Annotated in this window: 15 protein-coding genes and 1 pseudogene; 9 read left to right on the plus strand and 7 right to left on the minus strand. The window is 71.9% G+C overall.

Annotation, left to right across the window (positions count from 1 at the left end; all coding sequences use genetic code 11):
* Positions 1 to 364 precede the first annotated feature (364 nt).
* The 4 genes and pseudogenes from ACFQW6_RS13035 to ACFQW6_RS13050 all read right to left on the minus strand — a co-directional run.
* Entirely contained in the window at positions 365 to 1,942 is a 1,578-nt protein-coding gene (locus ACFQW6_RS13035; RefSeq protein ID WP_378545683.1) for an MFS transporter, read from the minus strand.
* 151 nt (positions 1,943 to 2,093) lie between these two features.
* Positions 2,094 to 3,371, minus strand: a complete 1,278-nt coding sequence (locus tag ACFQW6_RS13040; protein ID WP_378545686.1) for a cation:proton antiporter — start codon at positions 3,369 to 3,371, stop codon at positions 2,094 to 2,096.
* A gap of 166 nt (positions 3,372 to 3,537) precedes the next feature.
* Positions 3,538 to 3,873: a cation:proton antiporter regulatory subunit gene (locus ACFQW6_RS13045; protein ID WP_368858766.1), complete on the minus strand. Its 336-nt coding sequence runs from the start codon at positions 3,871 to 3,873 to the stop codon at positions 3,538 to 3,540.
* Positions 3,871 to 4,728: pseudogene (locus ACFQW6_RS13050) on the minus strand (RimK family alpha-L-glutamate ligase); the annotation flags it as partial. The pseudogene ACFQW6_RS13050 and the gene ACFQW6_RS13045, both read right to left, overlap by 3 nt.
* 52 nt (positions 4,729 to 4,780) lie before the next feature.
* On the opposite strand from ACFQW6_RS13050, the gene ACFQW6_RS13055 reads away from it, so the two are divergent.
* From ACFQW6_RS13055 to ACFQW6_RS13090, 8 genes are all read left to right on the plus strand, one after another.
* On the plus strand, positions 4,781 to 5,275 hold the full coding sequence (locus ACFQW6_RS13055; protein WP_378545689.1) for an ATP-dependent zinc protease: 495 nt from the start codon (positions 4,781 to 4,783) through the stop codon (positions 5,273 to 5,275).
* 274 nt (positions 5,276 to 5,549) lie between these two features.
* A complete protein-coding gene (locus ACFQW6_RS13060; RefSeq protein WP_378545692.1) occupies positions 5,550 to 7,052 on the plus strand; it encodes a carbohydrate-binding domain-containing protein in 1,503 nt (500 codons plus the stop codon).
* Between the two features lie 61 nt (positions 7,053 to 7,113).
* On the plus strand, positions 7,114 to 7,476 hold the full coding sequence (locus tag ACFQW6_RS13065) for a hypothetical protein (protein ID WP_378545695.1): 363 nt from the start codon (positions 7,114 to 7,116) through the stop codon (positions 7,474 to 7,476).
* A 119-nt stretch (positions 7,477 to 7,595) separates the two neighbouring features.
* A complete protein-coding gene (locus ACFQW6_RS13070) occupies positions 7,596 to 8,543 on the plus strand; it encodes a succinylglutamate desuccinylase/aspartoacylase family protein (protein WP_378545698.1) in 948 nt (315 codons plus the stop codon).
* Positions 8,544 to 8,564: 21 nt separating this feature from the next.
* Complete coding sequence (locus tag ACFQW6_RS13075; RefSeq protein ID WP_378545701.1) at positions 8,565 to 9,764, plus strand: cysteine desulfurase-like protein; 1,200 nt, start codon at positions 8,565 to 8,567, stop codon at positions 9,762 to 9,764.
* A 106-nt stretch (positions 9,765 to 9,870) separates the two neighbouring features.
* Entirely contained in the window at positions 9,871 to 10,536 is a 666-nt protein-coding gene (locus ACFQW6_RS13080) for a hypothetical protein (RefSeq protein ID WP_378545704.1), read from the plus strand.
* A gap of 77 nt (positions 10,537 to 10,613) precedes the next feature.
* Positions 10,614 to 11,135: a SigE family RNA polymerase sigma factor gene (locus tag ACFQW6_RS13085; RefSeq protein ID WP_378545706.1), complete on the plus strand. Its 522-nt coding sequence runs from the start codon at positions 10,614 to 10,616 to the stop codon at positions 11,133 to 11,135.
* Positions 11,132 to 11,983: a hypothetical protein gene (locus ACFQW6_RS13090; protein ID WP_378545709.1), complete on the plus strand. Its 852-nt coding sequence runs from the start codon at positions 11,132 to 11,134 to the stop codon at positions 11,981 to 11,983. Before ACFQW6_RS13085 ends, ACFQW6_RS13090 begins: the two co-directional genes overlap by 4 nt.
* A gap of 71 nt (positions 11,984 to 12,054) precedes the next feature.
* Here ACFQW6_RS13090 and ACFQW6_RS13095 read toward each other — a convergent pair whose 3' ends face one another.
* Positions 12,055 to 12,300: a hypothetical protein gene (locus ACFQW6_RS13095; protein WP_378545717.1), complete on the minus strand. Its 246-nt coding sequence runs from the start codon at positions 12,298 to 12,300 to the stop codon at positions 12,055 to 12,057.
* A 155-nt stretch (positions 12,301 to 12,455) separates the two neighbouring features.
* Between ACFQW6_RS13095 and ACFQW6_RS13100 the strand changes: the two genes are divergently transcribed.
* Positions 12,456 to 13,499 (plus strand): DNA polymerase IV, encoded by a 1,044-nt coding sequence (locus ACFQW6_RS13100; protein ID WP_378545720.1) that lies wholly within the window; start codon positions 12,456 to 12,458, stop codon positions 13,497 to 13,499.
* Here the strand turns inward: ACFQW6_RS13100 and ACFQW6_RS13105 are convergent, their stop codons facing one another.
* Both ACFQW6_RS13105 and ACFQW6_RS13110 read right to left on the minus strand, forming a co-directional pair.
* Positions 13,500 to 13,955 carry a ZIP family metal transporter gene (locus ACFQW6_RS13105; protein ID WP_378545723.1) on the minus strand — a complete coding sequence of 152 codons (456 nt, stop codon included), beginning with the start codon at positions 13,953 to 13,955 and terminating at the stop codon, positions 13,500 to 13,502. It abuts the gene before it with no gap.
* A gap of 344 nt (positions 13,956 to 14,299) precedes the next feature.
* Complete coding sequence (locus ACFQW6_RS13110) at positions 14,300 to 16,843, minus strand: ABC transporter permease (RefSeq protein WP_378545726.1); 2,544 nt, start codon at positions 16,841 to 16,843, stop codon at positions 14,300 to 14,302.
* Positions 16,844 to 16,846: the final 3 nt, after the last annotated feature.

Raw genomic sequence — 16,846 nt, forward strand, 5'->3', positions numbered from 1 at the left:
GGGGTGAACGATCCGAATATCCGAGCGGAGGTTCCTCGACAGCGAGCCTCCGTGCAGCGCGTGAGAACGGCCCAGGCTTGGTCGCGATGAACATAGCTGCGGTGCAGCGGATTAGGCGGAACTGACACCGCCTTCTTCGGAGGGCGTCCGCCAGCAAGTCGTGCAGCACGATCTCGCCGGTCTGCTCCAGCCGGGCCTGTGCAGCCTTCACCCCCGCAGCGAAGAATCGATCACGCTGTGCATGCTGTTTCTCCCTGGCGGGTGACCGCAAAGCGGCGAACTGGGCGCCCATCGCGGGCGCTGTGTGGCATCCGGCCCCTCCCTGCTAAATCCGCCTGAGACAGCCGGACCAGAGCCGAACGGCTCACCCAAGCCCCACCGGGTCGGTCGCCGATGGCGCAGGGTCTGGCAGCCGCATCATCCGGAACGCCACGGCGATCCCGACCAGGGCAGCGAGGAGCGCGACGAGGAGGGCGACCTGGAGCGCGAGGTCCCGGGCGTCGTCGTTGATGGCGAGGACTTCGTCCTGGATGTCCTCGGGCTGGCCGGCGAGGAGCTCCTCGAGCTGCGCGTCGCTCATCACCTGCGCGTCCTCCTCGAGGACGGTCGCGACGCGCTCCTGGTCGGCCGGCGGGAGGACGCTGCTGGACTCCGCCATGTTCGTGAAGGAGGTCGACAAGGTGGCGAGCATGATCGCGCCGGCGAAGGCGAGACCGAACGACAGGCCGAACGACCCGGTCGCGGAGGTGACGCCCGCGGCCTCGCCGACCCGTTCCTCCGAGAGCGGGGCCAGCGCGTAGTTGTTGAGCTGGGAGGCGAGGAGGCCGAGGCCGGCGCCCGCGAGCATGAGCGGGACCGCCAGGTGCCAGCCGGAGTCGGCCCGGGGCACCAGGAGGATGAGGCCGGCGATCGACACGGCGAGCAGGACGAAGCCCGCTCGGATGATGCTGCTCGCCCTCCGTCGCCCCGCTCTCCGCCCGGCGAGCAGCGCGACGCCGAACATCGTGAGGGACAGCGGCGCGAGCGTGATGCCCGCCTGGAGCGCGTTGTAGCCCCAGACGAGCTGCAGGAAGATCGGCAGCGCGATGAGCAGCCCGCCCAGCGCGACCTGCTGCAGGAAGATCTGGGTCACGCCGGTGCTGAACAGCTTGGAGGAGAAGAGGCCCGGATCCAGCAGCGCGGGCTTGCCCTCCCGCTTGCGGCGGACCAGCCAGTACACGAGGCCGGCCATCGCCGCTGCCCCGATCGCGAGGAGCAGGGCGACGGACTCGCCGCCCTCCTGCCACGCCAGCACGCCGAGCACGAGGCCGCCCATGCCGATCACCGAGAGGAACGCCCCGGGTACGTCTACGGACCGGTCTCCGGCGTACGGCACGTCGCGGATGCCGCGGCTCCCGAGGAGCACGACGCCGATGATGAGCGCCTCCAGCAGGAAGCCGACGCGCCAGGACAGGAGCGTCGTGACGAAGCCCCCGATCAGTGGGCCGATCGCGGCGGCGATGGCCCCCGACGCACCGACCAGGGCGAACACCTTGGCGCGCGCCTTTCCCTCGAAGTTCCCGTGGATCAAGGACTGCATCGCCGGGAGGTAGAGCGACGCGCCGAGTCCGCCGAGGACCGCCCAGAAGACGATGATCGCCGTCAGGCCCTGCGCGAACACCATCGCGAGCGCCCCGACGGCGTAGAACAGCATGCCGAGGACGAACGCCCGCTTCCGCCCGAACAGGTCACCGAGCTTGCTGCTGATGAGGATGAACGCGGCGGACACGAGCGCCTCGATCGCCACGGCTGACTGGACGCCGCTGACGGTCGTGTCGAGGTCCTCCACGACGGCCGAGATGGACACGTTCATGAACGACGTGTCGATCACGAAGACGAACATCGCCGCCGCCAGCAGGATGCCCTGGCGCGGGATGCCGTCGGAGCTCTCGGCTTGAGCCATGGATCACGCCCGTCGGTCGTGGCGACGTTCGTACGTCGCCGAGGAGGGAGGCCAGTCGCCCCCATCGTGGACGCACAGATGCGTCGTGGCTTCACCCGCGGCGGAGTAGCGCGAGGCTGGGACTTTGCGAGGGCGAACGACGTCCGTCGAGTCAGGCGCCGTCAGGATTGTCGTGGGGTCCCAGTCGCCGTGTCCTAGGCGCCTCGACCGCCTCATCCTCGGACTCGGACTCGACGTAGCGACGTCCGAGTGGGCCCGCCGAGACTCCGTGCGCGACCACGCTCAGCAGCACGGTGAGGGCGACGATCGCGATGCTCTGGCGTATGACCTCGCTCTCGCCGAGCTCCTCGACGGCCAGGATGGCGAAGACGACGGAGGCGAGCCCCCGCGGTCCGAACCACCCGACGAACGCCACGGTGCGGCCGTCCAGCCCCATCCCCATCAGCGCGACCGCAACAGGAAGCATCCGGACCACCGTCAGGCTGAGGAACGCGTAGGCGAGCATCGACCAGGAGACGTGGTCGAGCGCCACCGGCACCAGGGCCGCACCGAAGAGGAACCAGACGCCCAGCGCCATTACCTCGCCCACCAGCTCCGGCAGCTCGCCGATCTCCTCCACGTCGGCGACATCCTCGGGGAGCGCCGCTCCGAACGCGATGCCGGCAACGAAGGCGGCGATGAAGCCGTTGCTGTCCAGGGCCACGGCAACGGCGAAGCTCGCGAGGGCTGCGGCCAACGTCGCCACCCGCCGGCCACCGGGGATGATCCACCGCCGTCTCGAGGCCATCGCGATCATCCGGGCGCTCCCGGCGCCGACCACGATGCCCACGACGACGCCCAGCACGAGATCGACGAGGGCGCCGCCCGAAGCGGAGGCACCGTGGCCGGTCGTCCCGACCTCCATCGCCGCCACCGCCAGCATGAAGACGACGATCGGTGTGGCGATGCCGTCGTTCAGTCCGCTCTCCACGTTCAGCGCTCGACGCAACCGGAGAGGTATCCGCTTGTCGTTGATGACCTGCGCGCTGAGGGCAGCGTCGGTGGGGGCCAGCGTCGCCCCGACGAATCCGGCGAGCCCCCAGGAGAGGTCGTCGAACAGCAGGGCTGCGAGGAGCGAGCCGAGGACGATCGAGAGGGGAAGACCGATCCCCAGCAACCGTGCCGGGAACGCGACGTCCCGCCGCAGCTGGGACACGTTCACCCGTGCCGCGTCCGAGAACAAGAGGAGCGCAAGGGTCACCTCGGCCAGCAGGTGGACCGCCGGCGTCTCCACGTCGACGAGGAGCGGGCCCCAGCTCGGGTTGGCGAGCACGTACCCGGCGACGGCGAGGACGATGGCGCCGGTGATGTTGAACCGAGCCAGCAGGCGCGACGTCACCGCCCACGCCAGCACCAGGAGCAGGAGGACGGCGAAGGCTGGCTCGGACAATTGGAGCGCCTTCCCAACCGTGCGTTGTCGGCGACGTGCGCACGCGGTCGGCACGGATGCGCTGCCCTTCACTGTCGGCGATGCACCCCGACCCCGCTTCACCCGGTCGGGATGAAGCCCGCACGCGGCGAGATGGGCACGCCGTGGGGTCGGGAGCCGGCGGCGGTCAGGAGCTCTCGGGCGGCAGGTGCTTCTTCATCAGGCGCCGGACGCGCTTCTGCTTGCGGTCCGGGATCATCGACCGCATCTCCTCGAGCTTGCCGAAGCAGAGGAGGCGGTCCTCTCCCTCGAGCACGGTCTTGTTGCGCGGGTTCGGGATGACCTGGGGTCCGCGGTGCAGCGTCAGGACGGTGATGTCGCGCTCGTCGAGGCCGGAGTCGCCGAGCTTCTTGCCGACCATGTCGGAGCCGGCGTGCACGACGATCTCGGCCACGCCGTACCCGGTCGAGACGGTCAGCCGCTGGCGTACGTCGATGTCGGGGAAGGCCACCTGGTTGGCCATGTAGTCGACGATCGCGCCGGCGACGTCGAGCTTGGTCGCGCGCTCGATGCCCTCGAGCCCGGGCGAGGAGTTGACCTCCATCACCTGCGGGCCGCGACGGCCCTCGAGCATGTCGACACCGGCGACGCGCAGCCCCATGATCTGCGCGGACCGGACGGCCACCCGCTCGAACTCCTCGTCGAGCTCGACCGGCTCGACGCTGCCGCCGCGGTGGACGTTGGAGCGGAACTCGTCGCCCTGGGCGACGCGCCGCATCGCCGCGACGACGCGGTCCCCGACGACGAGGGCGCGGATGTCGCGGCCCTTGCTCTCCTTGACGAAGCGCTGGATCAGGACGTTCTGGCGCGTGCTCTGCAGCGTCTCGATGATCGCCTCGGCCACCTTGAGCGTCGGGGCCAGGATCACGCCGATGCCCTGGGTGCCCTCCAGCAGCTTGATCACGACCGGCGCCCCGCCGACGCGCTCGATCGCCGGGATCACGTCGGCCCGGTCCTGCACGAAGGTCGTGGCCGGCATCGGGATCTTGTGGCGCGACAGGATCTGCGTGGCACGCAGCTTGTCGCGGCTGTTGGCGATGCCGTAGCTGGTGTTGGGCGTGTAGACGTCCATCTGCTCGAACTGGCGCACGACCGCGGTGCCGAAGTAGGTGATCGAGTTGCCGATGCGCGGCAGCACGGCGTCGTACGTCGACAGCTGCTTGCCGCGGAAGAGCAGGTCGGGCTCATCGCCGGTGAGGTCGATGCCGAACCGCAGGGTGTTGAGCACCTTCACGTCGTGGCCGCGGTCCAGGGCTGCGGTCCGGAGCCGCTGCGTGCTGTAGGAGCGCGGGGCCCGGGACAGGATGGCGAGCTTCATGGGACGTCATCCAACCACCTGCCCGGAGGCCGCCACCTGCCAAGATGGCCCCGTGGAATCCGCCCCGCTGCCGACCGCCGCTGACGATGCCAAGGTCGTCGTCGGCTGGCGCGAGTGGGTGGCGCTGCCCCAAGCCGACGTGCCGTGGGTGAAGGCGAAGATCGACACGGGCGCGCGGTCGTCGTCGATCCATGCCTTCGACCTCGAGGTGTTCGAGGAGGACGGCCACGAGCGGGTGCGTTTCTCCATCCACCCGTGGCAGCGCTCCGACGAGGACCACGTCGAGCTCATCCTGCCCGTGCTCGACATGCGCGAGGTGCGCTCCAGCAACGGCCAGGTCGAGAAGAGGTACGCCGTCTCCCTCGACGTCACGCTCGCGGGCCGCACGATCACGACCGTGATGACGCTGAGCAACCGTGACGAGATGGGCTTCCGGATGCTGATCGGCCGCGAGGCGCTCGAGCGCGGGTTCCTCGTCGACGCCTCGCTGTCGTACGCCGGTGGCAGGCCGCGGCGCGCCGTGCGACGCAAGAACTGGGGCAAGTAGCGCGTCAGCGCTGTCGACGGACCATCCGGTCCGAGGAACTGCGGCCGTACGACACGCCGCTGGACTCCGTCCGGTCGTACCGCCGCAGTTCTTTCGGGCCGCCTGGTGCTGCGTGGCCGGGTCTCGTGACAGGCGCCAGGGCGCCTTCCTCGACCGACGAGTGGCTCACAGGAGACGCACAAGGTGGGCCCACTGCCTCGACAGGTGGGGCGTCCAGCATCGACGCCACGAGCCGCTGACCGCGGCGGCACCACCGACCGAAAGGCCGCACCCCATGCGACTTCTCCCCCTCCGCCAGGCCGTGGCCGGGACCCTGGCCGCCGTCCTCCTCGCGGGGTGCGGCGCGTCCGTGGCCAGTGACACCGGCTCGACCAGCTCCCCCGCGTCCTCGTCGGCGACCACCACCCTCGCGACCAGCGACGGCACCACGGTCGAGGACGTGCTCGACGACGACGTCGAGGTCGAGACCGGCGACACCGCCTACGACGCGGCCGACGCCACCGCGATCAGGCTGACCGGCTCGACCGCCGACTCCAACAGTGACGCGGTCACCGTCGCGGACGGCACCGTCACCATCTCGGCCGCCGGCACGTACGTCCTGACCGGCGAGCTGACCGGGCAGGTGGTCGTCGACAGCGCTGGCGACGGCGTCGTACGCCTCGTGCTCGACGACGCGACGATCACCTCCGGGACCACCGCCGCGATCGACGTCGTCGACGCGCAGTCAGTGGTGGTCGTCCTCGCCGACGGGAGCACCAACGCGGTCGCCGACGCGGAGACGTACGCCGACACGTCCGAGGACGCGCCCACCGGCGCCCTCTACTCCACGGCCGACCTGACCATCGGCGGCACCGGGTCGCTGACGGTCACCGGCAACAGCAACAACGGCATCGTCGGCAAGGACGGGCTGGTCATCACCGGCGGCACCATCGACGTGACCGCCGTCGACGACGGCATCCTCGGCAAGGACTACCTCGTCCTCGCCGACGGCACCGTCACCGTCGACGCCGTCGGCGACACCGTCAAGTCCGACAACACCGAGGACGCCGGCTCCGGCTTCGTGCTCATCGAGGGAGGCGCGCTCACCGTCACCTCGCAGGACGACGGCATCAAGGGCGTCCAGGTGCTCATCAGCGGCGGCACGGTCGACGTGGCGGGCTCCAACGAGGCGCTCGAGGGTTCGCTGGTCGTCATCGACGACGGCGACGTAGAGCTGCACTCCGCCGACGACGGCGTCAACGCCGCCTCGTCGGACGACAGCGCCTCCACGGACGGGCAGCCAGGGGGCGAGATGGCGGCGGACGGCTCCCTCGCCCTGTACGTCAACGGCGGCACGCTCGAGGTGTGGGCCAGCGGCGACGGCCTCGACTCCAACGGCAACGCCACGATCACCGGCGGCGAGATCACCGTCTACGGTCCGACCACCGAGGGCAACGGCGCGCTCGACGTCAACGGCACCTTCGACGTCAGCGGCGGCACCCTGGTCGCGACCGGCAGCGCGGGGATGATGGTCGGCCCGTCGACCGACTCCGCCCAGGGCTGGATCGCCGCCGCCCTCGGCACCACCGCCGCGGCCGGGTCGGAGGTGGTCGTCACCGACGCCGACGGCGCCGAGGTGGCGGCGTACACGATCGCGAAGGACTTCGCCTCCGTCGTCCTCTCGTCCGCCGACCTCACGTCCGGCGAGGCCTACACCGTCACCGTCGACGGCACGGCGACGACCGTCACCGCCGGCGAGGCACCCGCCGGCGGCCACGGCGGCCCGATGGGTGGCTGACACCCGTCCTCACGCACCCGCTCCGCCCCACTCCCACCACGTCCCACCTGGAGGAACCCAGATGAACGACAGCCAGCTCCCGCCCGCCCCCGCCCGTCCCACCTGGCGCGACCGCCTCCCTCGCCGGTTCCCCTCGGGCCGCAGGGCGGTCGCCGCGGGCGCCGTCGTCGCAGGCCTCGCGATCGGCGGTGCCGGCTTCGGGGCCGGGTACGCCGTCGGCGACGACGGCTCGGCCGACACCACGACCACGCAGACCGGCTCCGGCTGGGACCGCGGCCAGCCCGGCGACGGTCGCGGCCCGATGGGCGACCTGGAGGGTCAGGTGCCCGGGGGTGGAATCACCGACCAGGCGCCCGACTTCGACGGCGACGGCCAGCCCGACACGGAGAACGGGTCGACCACCGACTCGGCACTGAACAGCTGATCCGCGGTCCGCTCGCCCCGACCCCTCCGATCCCCCGGGAGGCGGTCGGGGCGAGCCCGCGTCCGCACTACCCTGACCGTCGTGATCCCTCGTGCCGCGACACCCCCGAGCGAGGCCTAGTGCCGCGCGAGTCCTTCGCCATCGGCGGCGTGCGGATCCGTTCCGGGACGGCACGTGCGCTCGAGCTGCCGATCACCCGCCTGGTGACCGGTGCGGACGTCGACCTCCCGGTGCGTGTCGTGCACGGCCGCGAGGACGGACCGCGCATCTGGATCGACGCCGCGATCCACGGCGACGAGGTGGCCGGCGTCGAGATCGTGCGGCAGGTGATGGCGGGCCTCGACCCGAAGACGTTCCGCGGGACGCTCGTCGCGGTGCCGATCGTCAACGTGCTCGGCTTCATGAACGGCGACCGCTACCTGCCCGACCGTCGCGACCTCAACCGTTCGTTCCCCGGGTCGGCCCGCGGCTCGCTCGCCAGCCGGATCGCCCACCTCTTCATGCGCGAGATCGTCGAGGGCTGCGAGGTCGGCATCGACCTCCACACCGGGTCCGACCGCCGCAGCAACCTGCCCCAGGTCCGCGCCGACCTCGACGACCCCCGCACCCGCGAGCTGGCCGCCGCCTTCGGCGCGCCGGTCATGCTGCACGCCCGGATCCGCGACGGGTCGCTGCGCCACGCCGCCGGCGAGCACGGGGCGAAGGTGCTGCTCTACGAGGCCGGCGAGCCGCTGCGGTTCGACGACTACGCCGTCTCGGCCGGCGTGATCGGCGTACGTCGCGTGCTGGCCGCGCTCGGCATGACCGAGCCCGTCGACGAGCGTCCGGTCGAGCCGAGCCTGGAGTGTCGCTCCAGCGGCTGGGTCCGCGCCCGCCGGACGGGCATCCTGCATCTCGACGCGCGCCTCGGCCAGAAGGTGAGCGACGGCGAGCGGCTCGGCACCCTGTTCGACTCCTTCGGCAAGACCTTGCGCGCCGTCTACGCCAACCGCGACGGCATCGTGATCGGCCGGACCGAGGCCCCGCTGGTGAACTCCGGCGACGCCGTGGTGCACATCGCGTCCTGAGCGTCTGGTTGAGTGCGGGGGGTGTCCGCCTTCGACGTCGCCGCCTTCCGCGCCGGGTTCCCCTCCCTCGACTCGGGCATCGCCCACTTCGACAACCCCGGCGGGACCCAGACGCCGCGGGTGGTCGGCGACGCGATCGCTTGCACCCTCACCGGCCCGCTGTCCCAGCGGGGCTCCGCCCTGGTCAGCCAGCGCAACGCCGAGGACGCCGTGGCCGGCTACCGCGCCGCCGTGGCCGACCTCGTCGGCGGTGACCCCGGCGGTGTGGTCCACGGCCGCAGCGCCACCGCGCTGACGTACGACGTCTCGCGCACGCTCGCGCGCACCTGGTCACCGGGCGACGAGATCGTCCTCTGCGAGCTGGACCACGACTCCAACGTGCGCCCGTGGATCCAGGCTGCCGAGCGGGCCGGCGCGACCGTGCGGTGGCTGCGCCTCGACCCGGTGACCGCCGAGCTCGACCTGTCCCCGCTCGACGAGATCACCGACCGCACCCGCCTCGTCGCCCTCACGGCCGCGTCCAACCTGCTCGGCACCCGGCCCCCGGTCGCCACCGTCGCCGCGCGCGCGCACGAGGTCGGGGCGCTCGTCCACGTGGACGCGGTGCACCACACCGCGCACGCCGCTCCCGACATCACCGCGATGGGGGCGGACTTCCTGGTCTGCTCGGCCTACAAGTTCTTCGGCCCGCACTGCGGGTCGCTGGTCGCGGACCCCGCCCTGCTCGAGACCCTGCGGCCCGACAAGCTGCTCCCCTCGACCGACGTGGTCCCCGAGCGGTTCGAGCTCGGCACTCTTCCGTACGAGCTGCTGGCCGGCGTCACCGCCGCGATCGAACTGATCGCCTCGGTCGGATCGGGCGGCACGCGGCGCGAGCGCCTCGTCGATGCCGCGGCCAGGATCGCCGCGCACGAGCTGCGGCTGCGGACCCGGATCGAGGAGGGCCTCGCGTCCCTCGGCGACCGGCTCACCCTCCACTCGCGGGCGGCCGAGCGGACCTCGACGCTCTTCCTCACGCTGCGAGACCGCTCGCCCCTCGACGTCTTCGAGCACCTGGCCAAGCGGGACGTGCTCGTGCCGGCCGGCACGTTCTACGCGCACGAGACCTTCCGCGCCCTCGGCCTCTCCGTCGACTCCGGGCTCCGGATCGGGCTGGCCGCCTACAACGACGACTCGGACGTCGACCGGCTGCTCGAGGGGCTGGCGGAGGCCCTCGGCTGACGCTTCCGGGTCCGGATCGTCGCGTCGACCGAACCGACACGCGCCTTCACAGCGTTGAAGGTCGGGAACGGTTCCCGATGACGAGGCCCTGGAAGAGGGTGGCGAGATGCGCAGGCTGACGCGTCCCGGGATGCAGATCGGCTGGAGGACCTGGCTCGGGATCGCGGTCGTCGGGCCGTTGGTCCTAGGGGTGGCGATGATCCCCTCCAACGCCTCGGACGTGGGCGACACCGCTCAACCCGACCAGACCCAGCACGACCCGGCCCAGCACGGGGACCACGACCACGCGGCGATGACCGAGGGCCTGCAGGACGAGCTCGCCCAGGTCCGCAGGGCCACCGAGAAGTACCACCGGGTGGAGGCTGCGGAGGCCGCGGGCTACCGACTCGGCTGGGTGAACGGCGCGGGCAGGCTGATCGTCAACACCTGCATCGCCCGCCCTGCGGCGGCCGGCGGCGGCGCGATGGGCTTCCACTACTTCCGTGCCGACCTCATGGCGACCGACGAGGTCGACCTCCTCCGACCGGAGGTCCTGGTCTACGCACCCGGGGACGACGGGCGCCTGCACCTGGCCGCGGTCGAGTGGGTCGCCCGGAGCGCCACCTCCAACCCTCCCGGCGTCTCGACCGCACCGTCGGTGCTCGGGATGCCGATGCACATCATCGCTCCCGCACCGGCCGGGCCGGCGTTCTACCTGACCCACGCCTGGGTCTGGAAGGAGAACCCCGCCGGCATGTTCGCCGACTGGAATCCGGACGTGAGCTGCGACTGATGCCTCTGGCGGCGACGAACCGGATGGCAGGACCATCGCGTTGAGGCAGTGATGCCCACGACGCGAGGGGGTGACCCATGGACCTCGAGGACCAGCGCAACCAGGACTTCGCCGAGTTCGTCGGCGCCCGCTGGGCCTCGCTCTACCGACTGGCCTACCTGCTGGCGGCGTCGCCCGCGGGCGCGGAGGACCTGTTGCAGACCACCTTGGAGAAGGCGTACGTGAGCTGGGGGCGGATCAGCGCGATGGAGTACCCGGAGGCCTACGTGCGCCGCATGCTCACCACGACCCTCGTGTCCAGCCGCCGTCGGGCGTGGAACCGCGAGCGCCCCACCGAGCACCTCCCCGAGACCGGCGCCGACTCGGGTGAGCTCGGCGCGCTCGACCGGTCCCTGCTGTGGCCGCTGGTCTGCGCGCTCCCCGAACGGCAGCGCGCCGTGATCGTGCTCCGCTACTACGAGGACATGTCGGAGGCGCAGATCGCCGATGCCATGGGGTGTGCGCCCGGGACGGTGAAGTCGCAGTCCTCGGCGGCGATGGCGGCGTTGCGCCGCGGCCTCGCCGCGTCGGGCGTGGTCCAGGCAGCGGGTGGGTCATGAGCCTCGACGAAGAGCTGCGGACGACCCTCGGGATCGAGGCAGGGATGCGCACCGTGCCTCCGCCCGACGTGGTCGGACTGATCCACGGGGGCCGCGCCCGCCGACGCCGACGGACGCTCGTACGCGCTGCGGTGGTCGTCGCGGCGAGCGTGGCCGTCGGCGCAGCGACCCTGGGCTACGTGTCGCTCGACCCGCGAGCGGAGGGCGAGGTGGTGTCGCCTCCGAGCCCCTCGCCGCGGCCCCTGCTCGAGACCTACTCGGACGACGGCCGTGCCCCGTTGGAGCCCGGCACCTACCGGGTGCTCGCCGGGCGCCACGGACTGGACGGTGCGGCGGTCGAGGTCGACGTCACCGTGGATGGGCCCGGCTGGAAGCACGGCGACTTCCCGCTGCTGTCCGACCGGTCCGGCGCGGTACACGCGGGCGTCGGCGCCTACCAGGCGTTCTCGCTGGCGTCCGGCGACGGCTGCGAGGCCGGCCCGACCGTCGCGGCGGCACGCACGCCGGCGGCCTTGGCCACGCAGCTCGCCGGGCTCCCGCGAAGCACCGTCCTGCGCGCGCCTGCGCCTGCGCGGATCCTGGGCCGTCACGCCGTCCACCTGCGACTTCGCGTCGAGGTCGGGTGTCGCAGCTACTACCGGGTCGCACACACCGCCAGCGGGTCCCGCGGCATCAGCTACACCCCGAGCGGGCTCCCATCGTCCGACGTCGTCATCGACTTCTGGGTGCTTCGCGCCGGCGGCGTCGTGCTGGTCGTGGACGAGTGGCACGACGTCGACGCGCCGGCAGACCTGCTGGCGCGGGCCCGGGCGGCGCGCCAGTCGATCAGGTTCGTCGGGGGCGGCTGAGGCGACTGCCTCTGCACCGGGCCGACTCGAAGATCACTCGCAGCGGGCACGAGTGATCGTCGAGCATCCGGTCAGTCGACCTGGTGGCCGCCCTCGACCTGCTCGGCGACCTCCTGCGAACCGGCACCCTCCTCGTGGGCGCGCGAGTCGATCCCGTCGGTGTCGACCATGTCACCGACGGTGGCGTTGCCCGCGGGCTCGGCGTCGAGCGCGCGCTGCCGGTCGGCGTCGCTGACCCGCTCGCCCGCACCGGGGAAGACCGACTGCTCGGGGTGCTCGGCGTAGGGGTCGGGCCCGGCCTGGTCGTCGCTCGTCATGACCTCGACCGTACGCCGACGGCGTACCCCCGCGACCCTCCCGAGGGGTGGCGGCAGATCGCAGGTTCCGCCGGCCGGATCGTGCGATGTGCCGCCACCCCACGCCCACCACGGCACAACGGCCCGCTGTCGGAGCGTCCGGCCAGAATGGGCGGATGCCGCAGCACTGGGTGCTCCACGTCGACATGGACCAGTTCCTCGTCGCCGTCGAGCTGCTACGCCGCCCCGAGCTGGTCGGCCTGCCGGTGGTGGTCGGCGGGCGGGGCGACCCGACCGAGCGGGCGGTGGTGTCGACGGCGTCCTACGAGGCCCGGGCGCACGGCGTCCGCAGCGGGCTGGCGCTCAAGCTGGCCAAGCGGCGCTCGCCCGACGCGGTGTTCCTGCCGGTCGACTTCCCGGTCTACGAGGAGGCGTCGGCGCGGGTGATGGAGACGTTGCGAGCGACGCCTGGCGCCGTGGTGGAGGTGCTCGGCTGGGACGAGGCGTTCGTGGGCGTGGAGACCGACGACGCAGTCGGGACCGCGCGACAGGTGCAGGCGGCGGTGCTCGAGGCGACCGGCCTCCACTGCTCCGTCGGCGTCGGCGACACGCTCGTCCGGGCCAAGATCGCGACCGACTTCGGCAAGCCGCAGGGCGTCTTCGAGCTCACCCGGGACAACTGGATGGAGTTCATGGGCGAGCGGCCGACGACCGCGTTGTGGGGCGTGGGCCCGAAGATCTCCAAGCGGCTCGAGCAGATCGGCATCCGCACCGTCGCGGACCTCGCGGGGGCCGACGACGAGGCGCTGGTCGCGGCGTTCGGGCCGACCAACGGCCCCCACCTCGGACGGCTCGGGCGCGGGGGCGGCCGCTCGCGTCCCGACGACACCCCGTGGGTGGCGCGCGCCCACGGCCGCGAGACGACCTACCAGGCCGACCTGCTCACGCCTGACGACGTCCGCGCCGCCCTGCACGAGCTCGCCGCGCGGGTCGTCGACGACGTCCGCAAGGAGGGGCGAGCAGTGCAGCGGGTGCACCTCAAGATCCGCTTCGCGCCGTTCTTCACCTTCACCCGCATCCGCAAGCTCCCCGAGGCGACGTACGACGTCGAGGTGATCGCGCGGACGGCCTTCGACCTCTACCTCGCCCTCGCCGACGACCGCCCGGTGCGGCTGCTCGGGGTGCGCGGCGAGATGGTCCCGCCCGACGGCGGCTACTAGCTAGCCGCCGAGCAGCAAGAGCCCCGCCGCGAGCGCGAATCCGGCGACGGTCGCCAGGCCGGCCCAGTCCTTCGCCTTCTCCTTGGCCTCGGGCACCATCGAGTCGATCAGCATCGTGAGCAGCGCGCCAGCGGCGAACCCGTCGACGAACGCCTGCGCGTCGTTGGAGACCGCGTCGGCGAGCGCGGTGCCGGCGAGGGTGGCGAGCGCACAGCAGACCGCGACCCCCGTCCAGAGGACGACCACCGAGCGCCGCGACCGTCCCGCGGACCGCATGTCGGCGGCCGAGCCGACCGCCTCGGGCAGGTTGGACGCGAAGATCGCGACCACCAGCGCGGCGCTCACGCCCTCCCCCGACGCGATGCCGATGCCGAGCACGGCCTGCTCCGGGATGCCGTCGAGGAACGCCCCCAACCGCCAGCGGCGCTCCGGCGGACGAGCCGCCCGATCGACCACCCCACTTCTCGACCAGCCGGTCGGCGGTGAAGTAGGTCAGCCCGCCGAGCGCCAGCCCGCCCGCGACGGCGTACGCGCTGCCGATCCGCAGGCCCTCCTCGGCCAGCTCGAAGGAGACGCTGGCGATCAGCGCACCGGCACCGAAGCCGAGCACCAGCCCGACGACGGTCGCCGACCACGTGCGTACGAGCGCGAGGAGAGCACCGACGACCAGGGAGCTGGCGGCCAGCGCACCCCACCCGAGCGCCGCGAGCACGTGGTCGGTCACGGTCCCACGGTTCCACCGACCCCCGGGTCGTATCCGCCCCGGGGGTCGGGGCCGTGGAGCGCGTCACCTCGCGCGGCTACTCCGTGGCGATCGCGTCAAGCACCTTCATCCGCGACGCGCGGACGGCGGGGACGATCGCGGCGAGCACGCCGAACACGACGGCGATGAGCAGGAAGACCACCAGCGATCCGAGGGGCAGCGACAGCACGGTGAGGTCCTCCGACAGCGACTGGCGCAGCGCGACCCCGATGAGGAGCCCGACGACCAGGCCGAGGACGGCACCGAGCACTGCGATGGCGATCGACTCCAGGGTGATCATCCGGCGCAGTCGTCGCCGCGACAGGCCGACGGCCCGCAGCAGCCCCACCTCGCGGGTCCGCTCGATCACGCTGAGGCCGAGCGTGTTGACGATGCCGATGACGGCGATGATCACCGCCAGCGCCAGCAGGCCGTAGATCATGAACAACAGCTGGTTGACCTGCTGCTTGATCAGCTCGGAGAAGCCCTCCTTGTCCTGCACCGTCACGATCGGCAGGTCCTCGACGACCGCGTCGAGCGCGTCGTGCACCTCGCCGACGTCGGCGCCTTCGGCGACGTTGATGCTGAGCATGCTGTCGTTGCGCCGGAGGCCGGCGTCCTCCAGGACGCTGATCGGCAACGTCACGCCCTGCAGGATCGGGGTGTCCTCGAAGACACCGACCACCTCGAGGTCCACGGTCTCTCCGCCGGGGAACGCCACCGGCAGCGTGGTGCCGACATCGGCGTCGAGCTCCTCGGCGCTCGACCTGCTGAGGATCGTCTGGTCGCCGCTCATGTTCTGGGTGCCGCGCACCATGTCGAGCTCGTAGATGTCCCCGAACGAATCGTCGATCCCGGCGACGAAGGTCTGGTCCTGCTCGACGAGCGCCACCGAGCCCTGCATCCGCGAGACCGTGCCGACCCCGTCCACATCGGACATCTCGTCGCCCACCTTGGTGGGGAAGCCCTGGAAGCTCGGGGACTGCACGAGGAAGTCGCTGCGGAACTCCTGGTCGACGAGCTCGTCGTTGGTGGCGCTGAGCGACGCGGCCAGCACGCCGACGGCCGAGACCACGGCGAGGCCGATCATCAGCGCCGAGGCGGTGGCGCCCGTACGACGCGGGTTGCGGAGGGCGTTCTCGCCGGCGAGCTTGCCGGCGGTGCCGAACAGCTTGCCGAACACCGCCCGGCAGGCCAGCAGGACCGGCCGTCCGAGGACCGGCGCCATCACGGCGACGGTGATCACCCAGATGACCGCACCCGCGCCGATCCACGCCGGGTCTGCGCCGGGGGCGCCGACCAGGCCGGCAGCCATGAGGGCGGCGCCCACGAGCAGGGCGATCGTGCCGAGGACGAGCCGGCGGCGGCCGAGCGCCTTCTCCTGCACCGTCAGGTCGTCGCGCAGGGCGGCGACCGGCGGCACCTTGGCGGCCCGTCGGGCCGGCACGAAGGCCGCGACCATCGTCACGACGATGCCGACGACGTAGGCGGCGACGACCGTCGAGGGCGTCAGCACCAGCACGTCCCCGGCGATGTCGAGCCCTTGCGAGCGGAAGACCGCGGCGAGGGCGCGCGCGAGCCCGAGCCCGATCAGGAGCCCGACGGTCGAGCCCAGCAGCGCCATCAGGAACGCCTCGATGAGGACCGACCGCGTCACCTGGCGGCGGCTCGCTCCGAGGGCACGAAGCAGCGCCGACTCGCGGACTCGCTGCGAGACCAGGATCGAGAAGGTGTTGAAGATGATGAAGGCGCCCACGACGATCGCGATCACCGCGAAGGCCACCAGGAAGTAGCCGATGACGTCGAGGAACTGGCCGATCTGCTCGTCGGACTCGTCGATCACCTCCTGCCCGGTGACCGCGGTGAAGCCGTCGGGCAGGACCGTCTTGGCGGCGTCGGCGAGCTCGGTCTGGCTGACGCCCTCGGCGCCCGTGAGGCTCACGGTCGTGAAGGCGTCCTCGCCGCCGAGGAAGAGGTCCTGCGCCTCGCTGGTCTCGAGGAGCGCGAGGGTGGCGCCGGCGGTGCCCCCGCCGTTGAAGTTGGAGGTGCCGACGAGCTCGAACGTCTTGCGCAGCTCGCCGGTCGGCAGCAGGAGGGTCACCTCGTCGCCCACCTCGTAGCCCCCGCGCTCGGCGGACGAGACGTCGAGGTTGATCTGGCCGGGCTCGTCGGGCCACTCGCCGGACTCCAGGAGCAGGATCGGGTCCCCGGCGACGTTGACGCTGTCGTAGTAGTTGAAGACGAGCGTGGGAGCGCCGGTGCCGCCGACGAGCTTGCCGTCCTCACCGAGGAGGTAGGCGCCCACGCCGTCGACCGAGCCGTCGGCCGCGGCCACCTCCGGCAGCGCGGCCAGCCGGTCGACGACCTTCGGCTCCACCAGCTTGGTCGTGCCGGCACCGGAGGCCTGGAACGACACCTCGCCCTCGGTGCGCACGACCGCGTCGGAGGTGGAGCCCTCGATGATGTTGTCGAAGGTCGCGCCCAGGCCGTGGCTGAATGTCAGGACGCCGGCGAGGAAGCCGATGCCGAGCACGATGGCCAGCGTGCTCATGATCAGGCGGACCTTGCGGGCCACCAGGTTGCGCCAGGTGAGTCGGAGCACCGC

It is taken from the genome of Nocardioides sp. GCM10028917, assembly GCF_042666175.1.
Lineage (GTDB): Bacteria > Actinomycetota > Actinomycetes > Propionibacteriales > Nocardioidaceae > Nocardioides.

What these genes read in the sequence shown, in the direction of transcription:
- ACFQW6_RS13035 (WP_378545683.1), bottom strand. Translation starts at nt 1,942, where the DNA reads ATGGCTCAAGCCGAGAGCTCCGACGGCATCCCGCGCCAGGGCATCCTG.
- ACFQW6_RS13045 (WP_368858766.1), bottom strand. Translation starts at nt 3,873, where the DNA reads ATGGCCAACCAGGTGGCCTTCCCCGACATCGACGTACGCCAGCGGCTG.
- ACFQW6_RS13060 (WP_378545692.1), top strand. Translation starts at nt 5,550, where the DNA reads ATGCGACTTCTCCCCCTCCGCCAGGCCGTGGCCGGGACCCTGGCCGCC.
- ACFQW6_RS13065 (WP_378545695.1), top strand. Translation starts at nt 7,114, where the DNA reads ATGAACGACAGCCAGCTCCCGCCCGCCCCCGCCCGTCCCACCTGGCGC.
- ACFQW6_RS13080 (WP_378545704.1), top strand. Translation starts at nt 9,871, where the DNA reads ATGCGCAGGCTGACGCGTCCCGGGATGCAGATCGGCTGGAGGACCTGG.
- ACFQW6_RS13085 (WP_378545706.1), top strand. Translation starts at nt 10,614, where the DNA reads ATGGACCTCGAGGACCAGCGCAACCAGGACTTCGCCGAGTTCGTCGGC.
- ACFQW6_RS13090 (WP_378545709.1), top strand. Translation starts at nt 11,132, where the DNA reads ATGAGCCTCGACGAAGAGCTGCGGACGACCCTCGGGATCGAGGCAGGG.
- ACFQW6_RS13095 (WP_378545717.1), bottom strand. Translation starts at nt 12,300, where the DNA reads ATGACGAGCGACGACCAGGCCGGGCCCGACCCCTACGCCGAGCACCCC.
- ACFQW6_RS13100 (WP_378545720.1), top strand. Translation starts at nt 12,456, where the DNA reads ATGCCGCAGCACTGGGTGCTCCACGTCGACATGGACCAGTTCCTCGTC.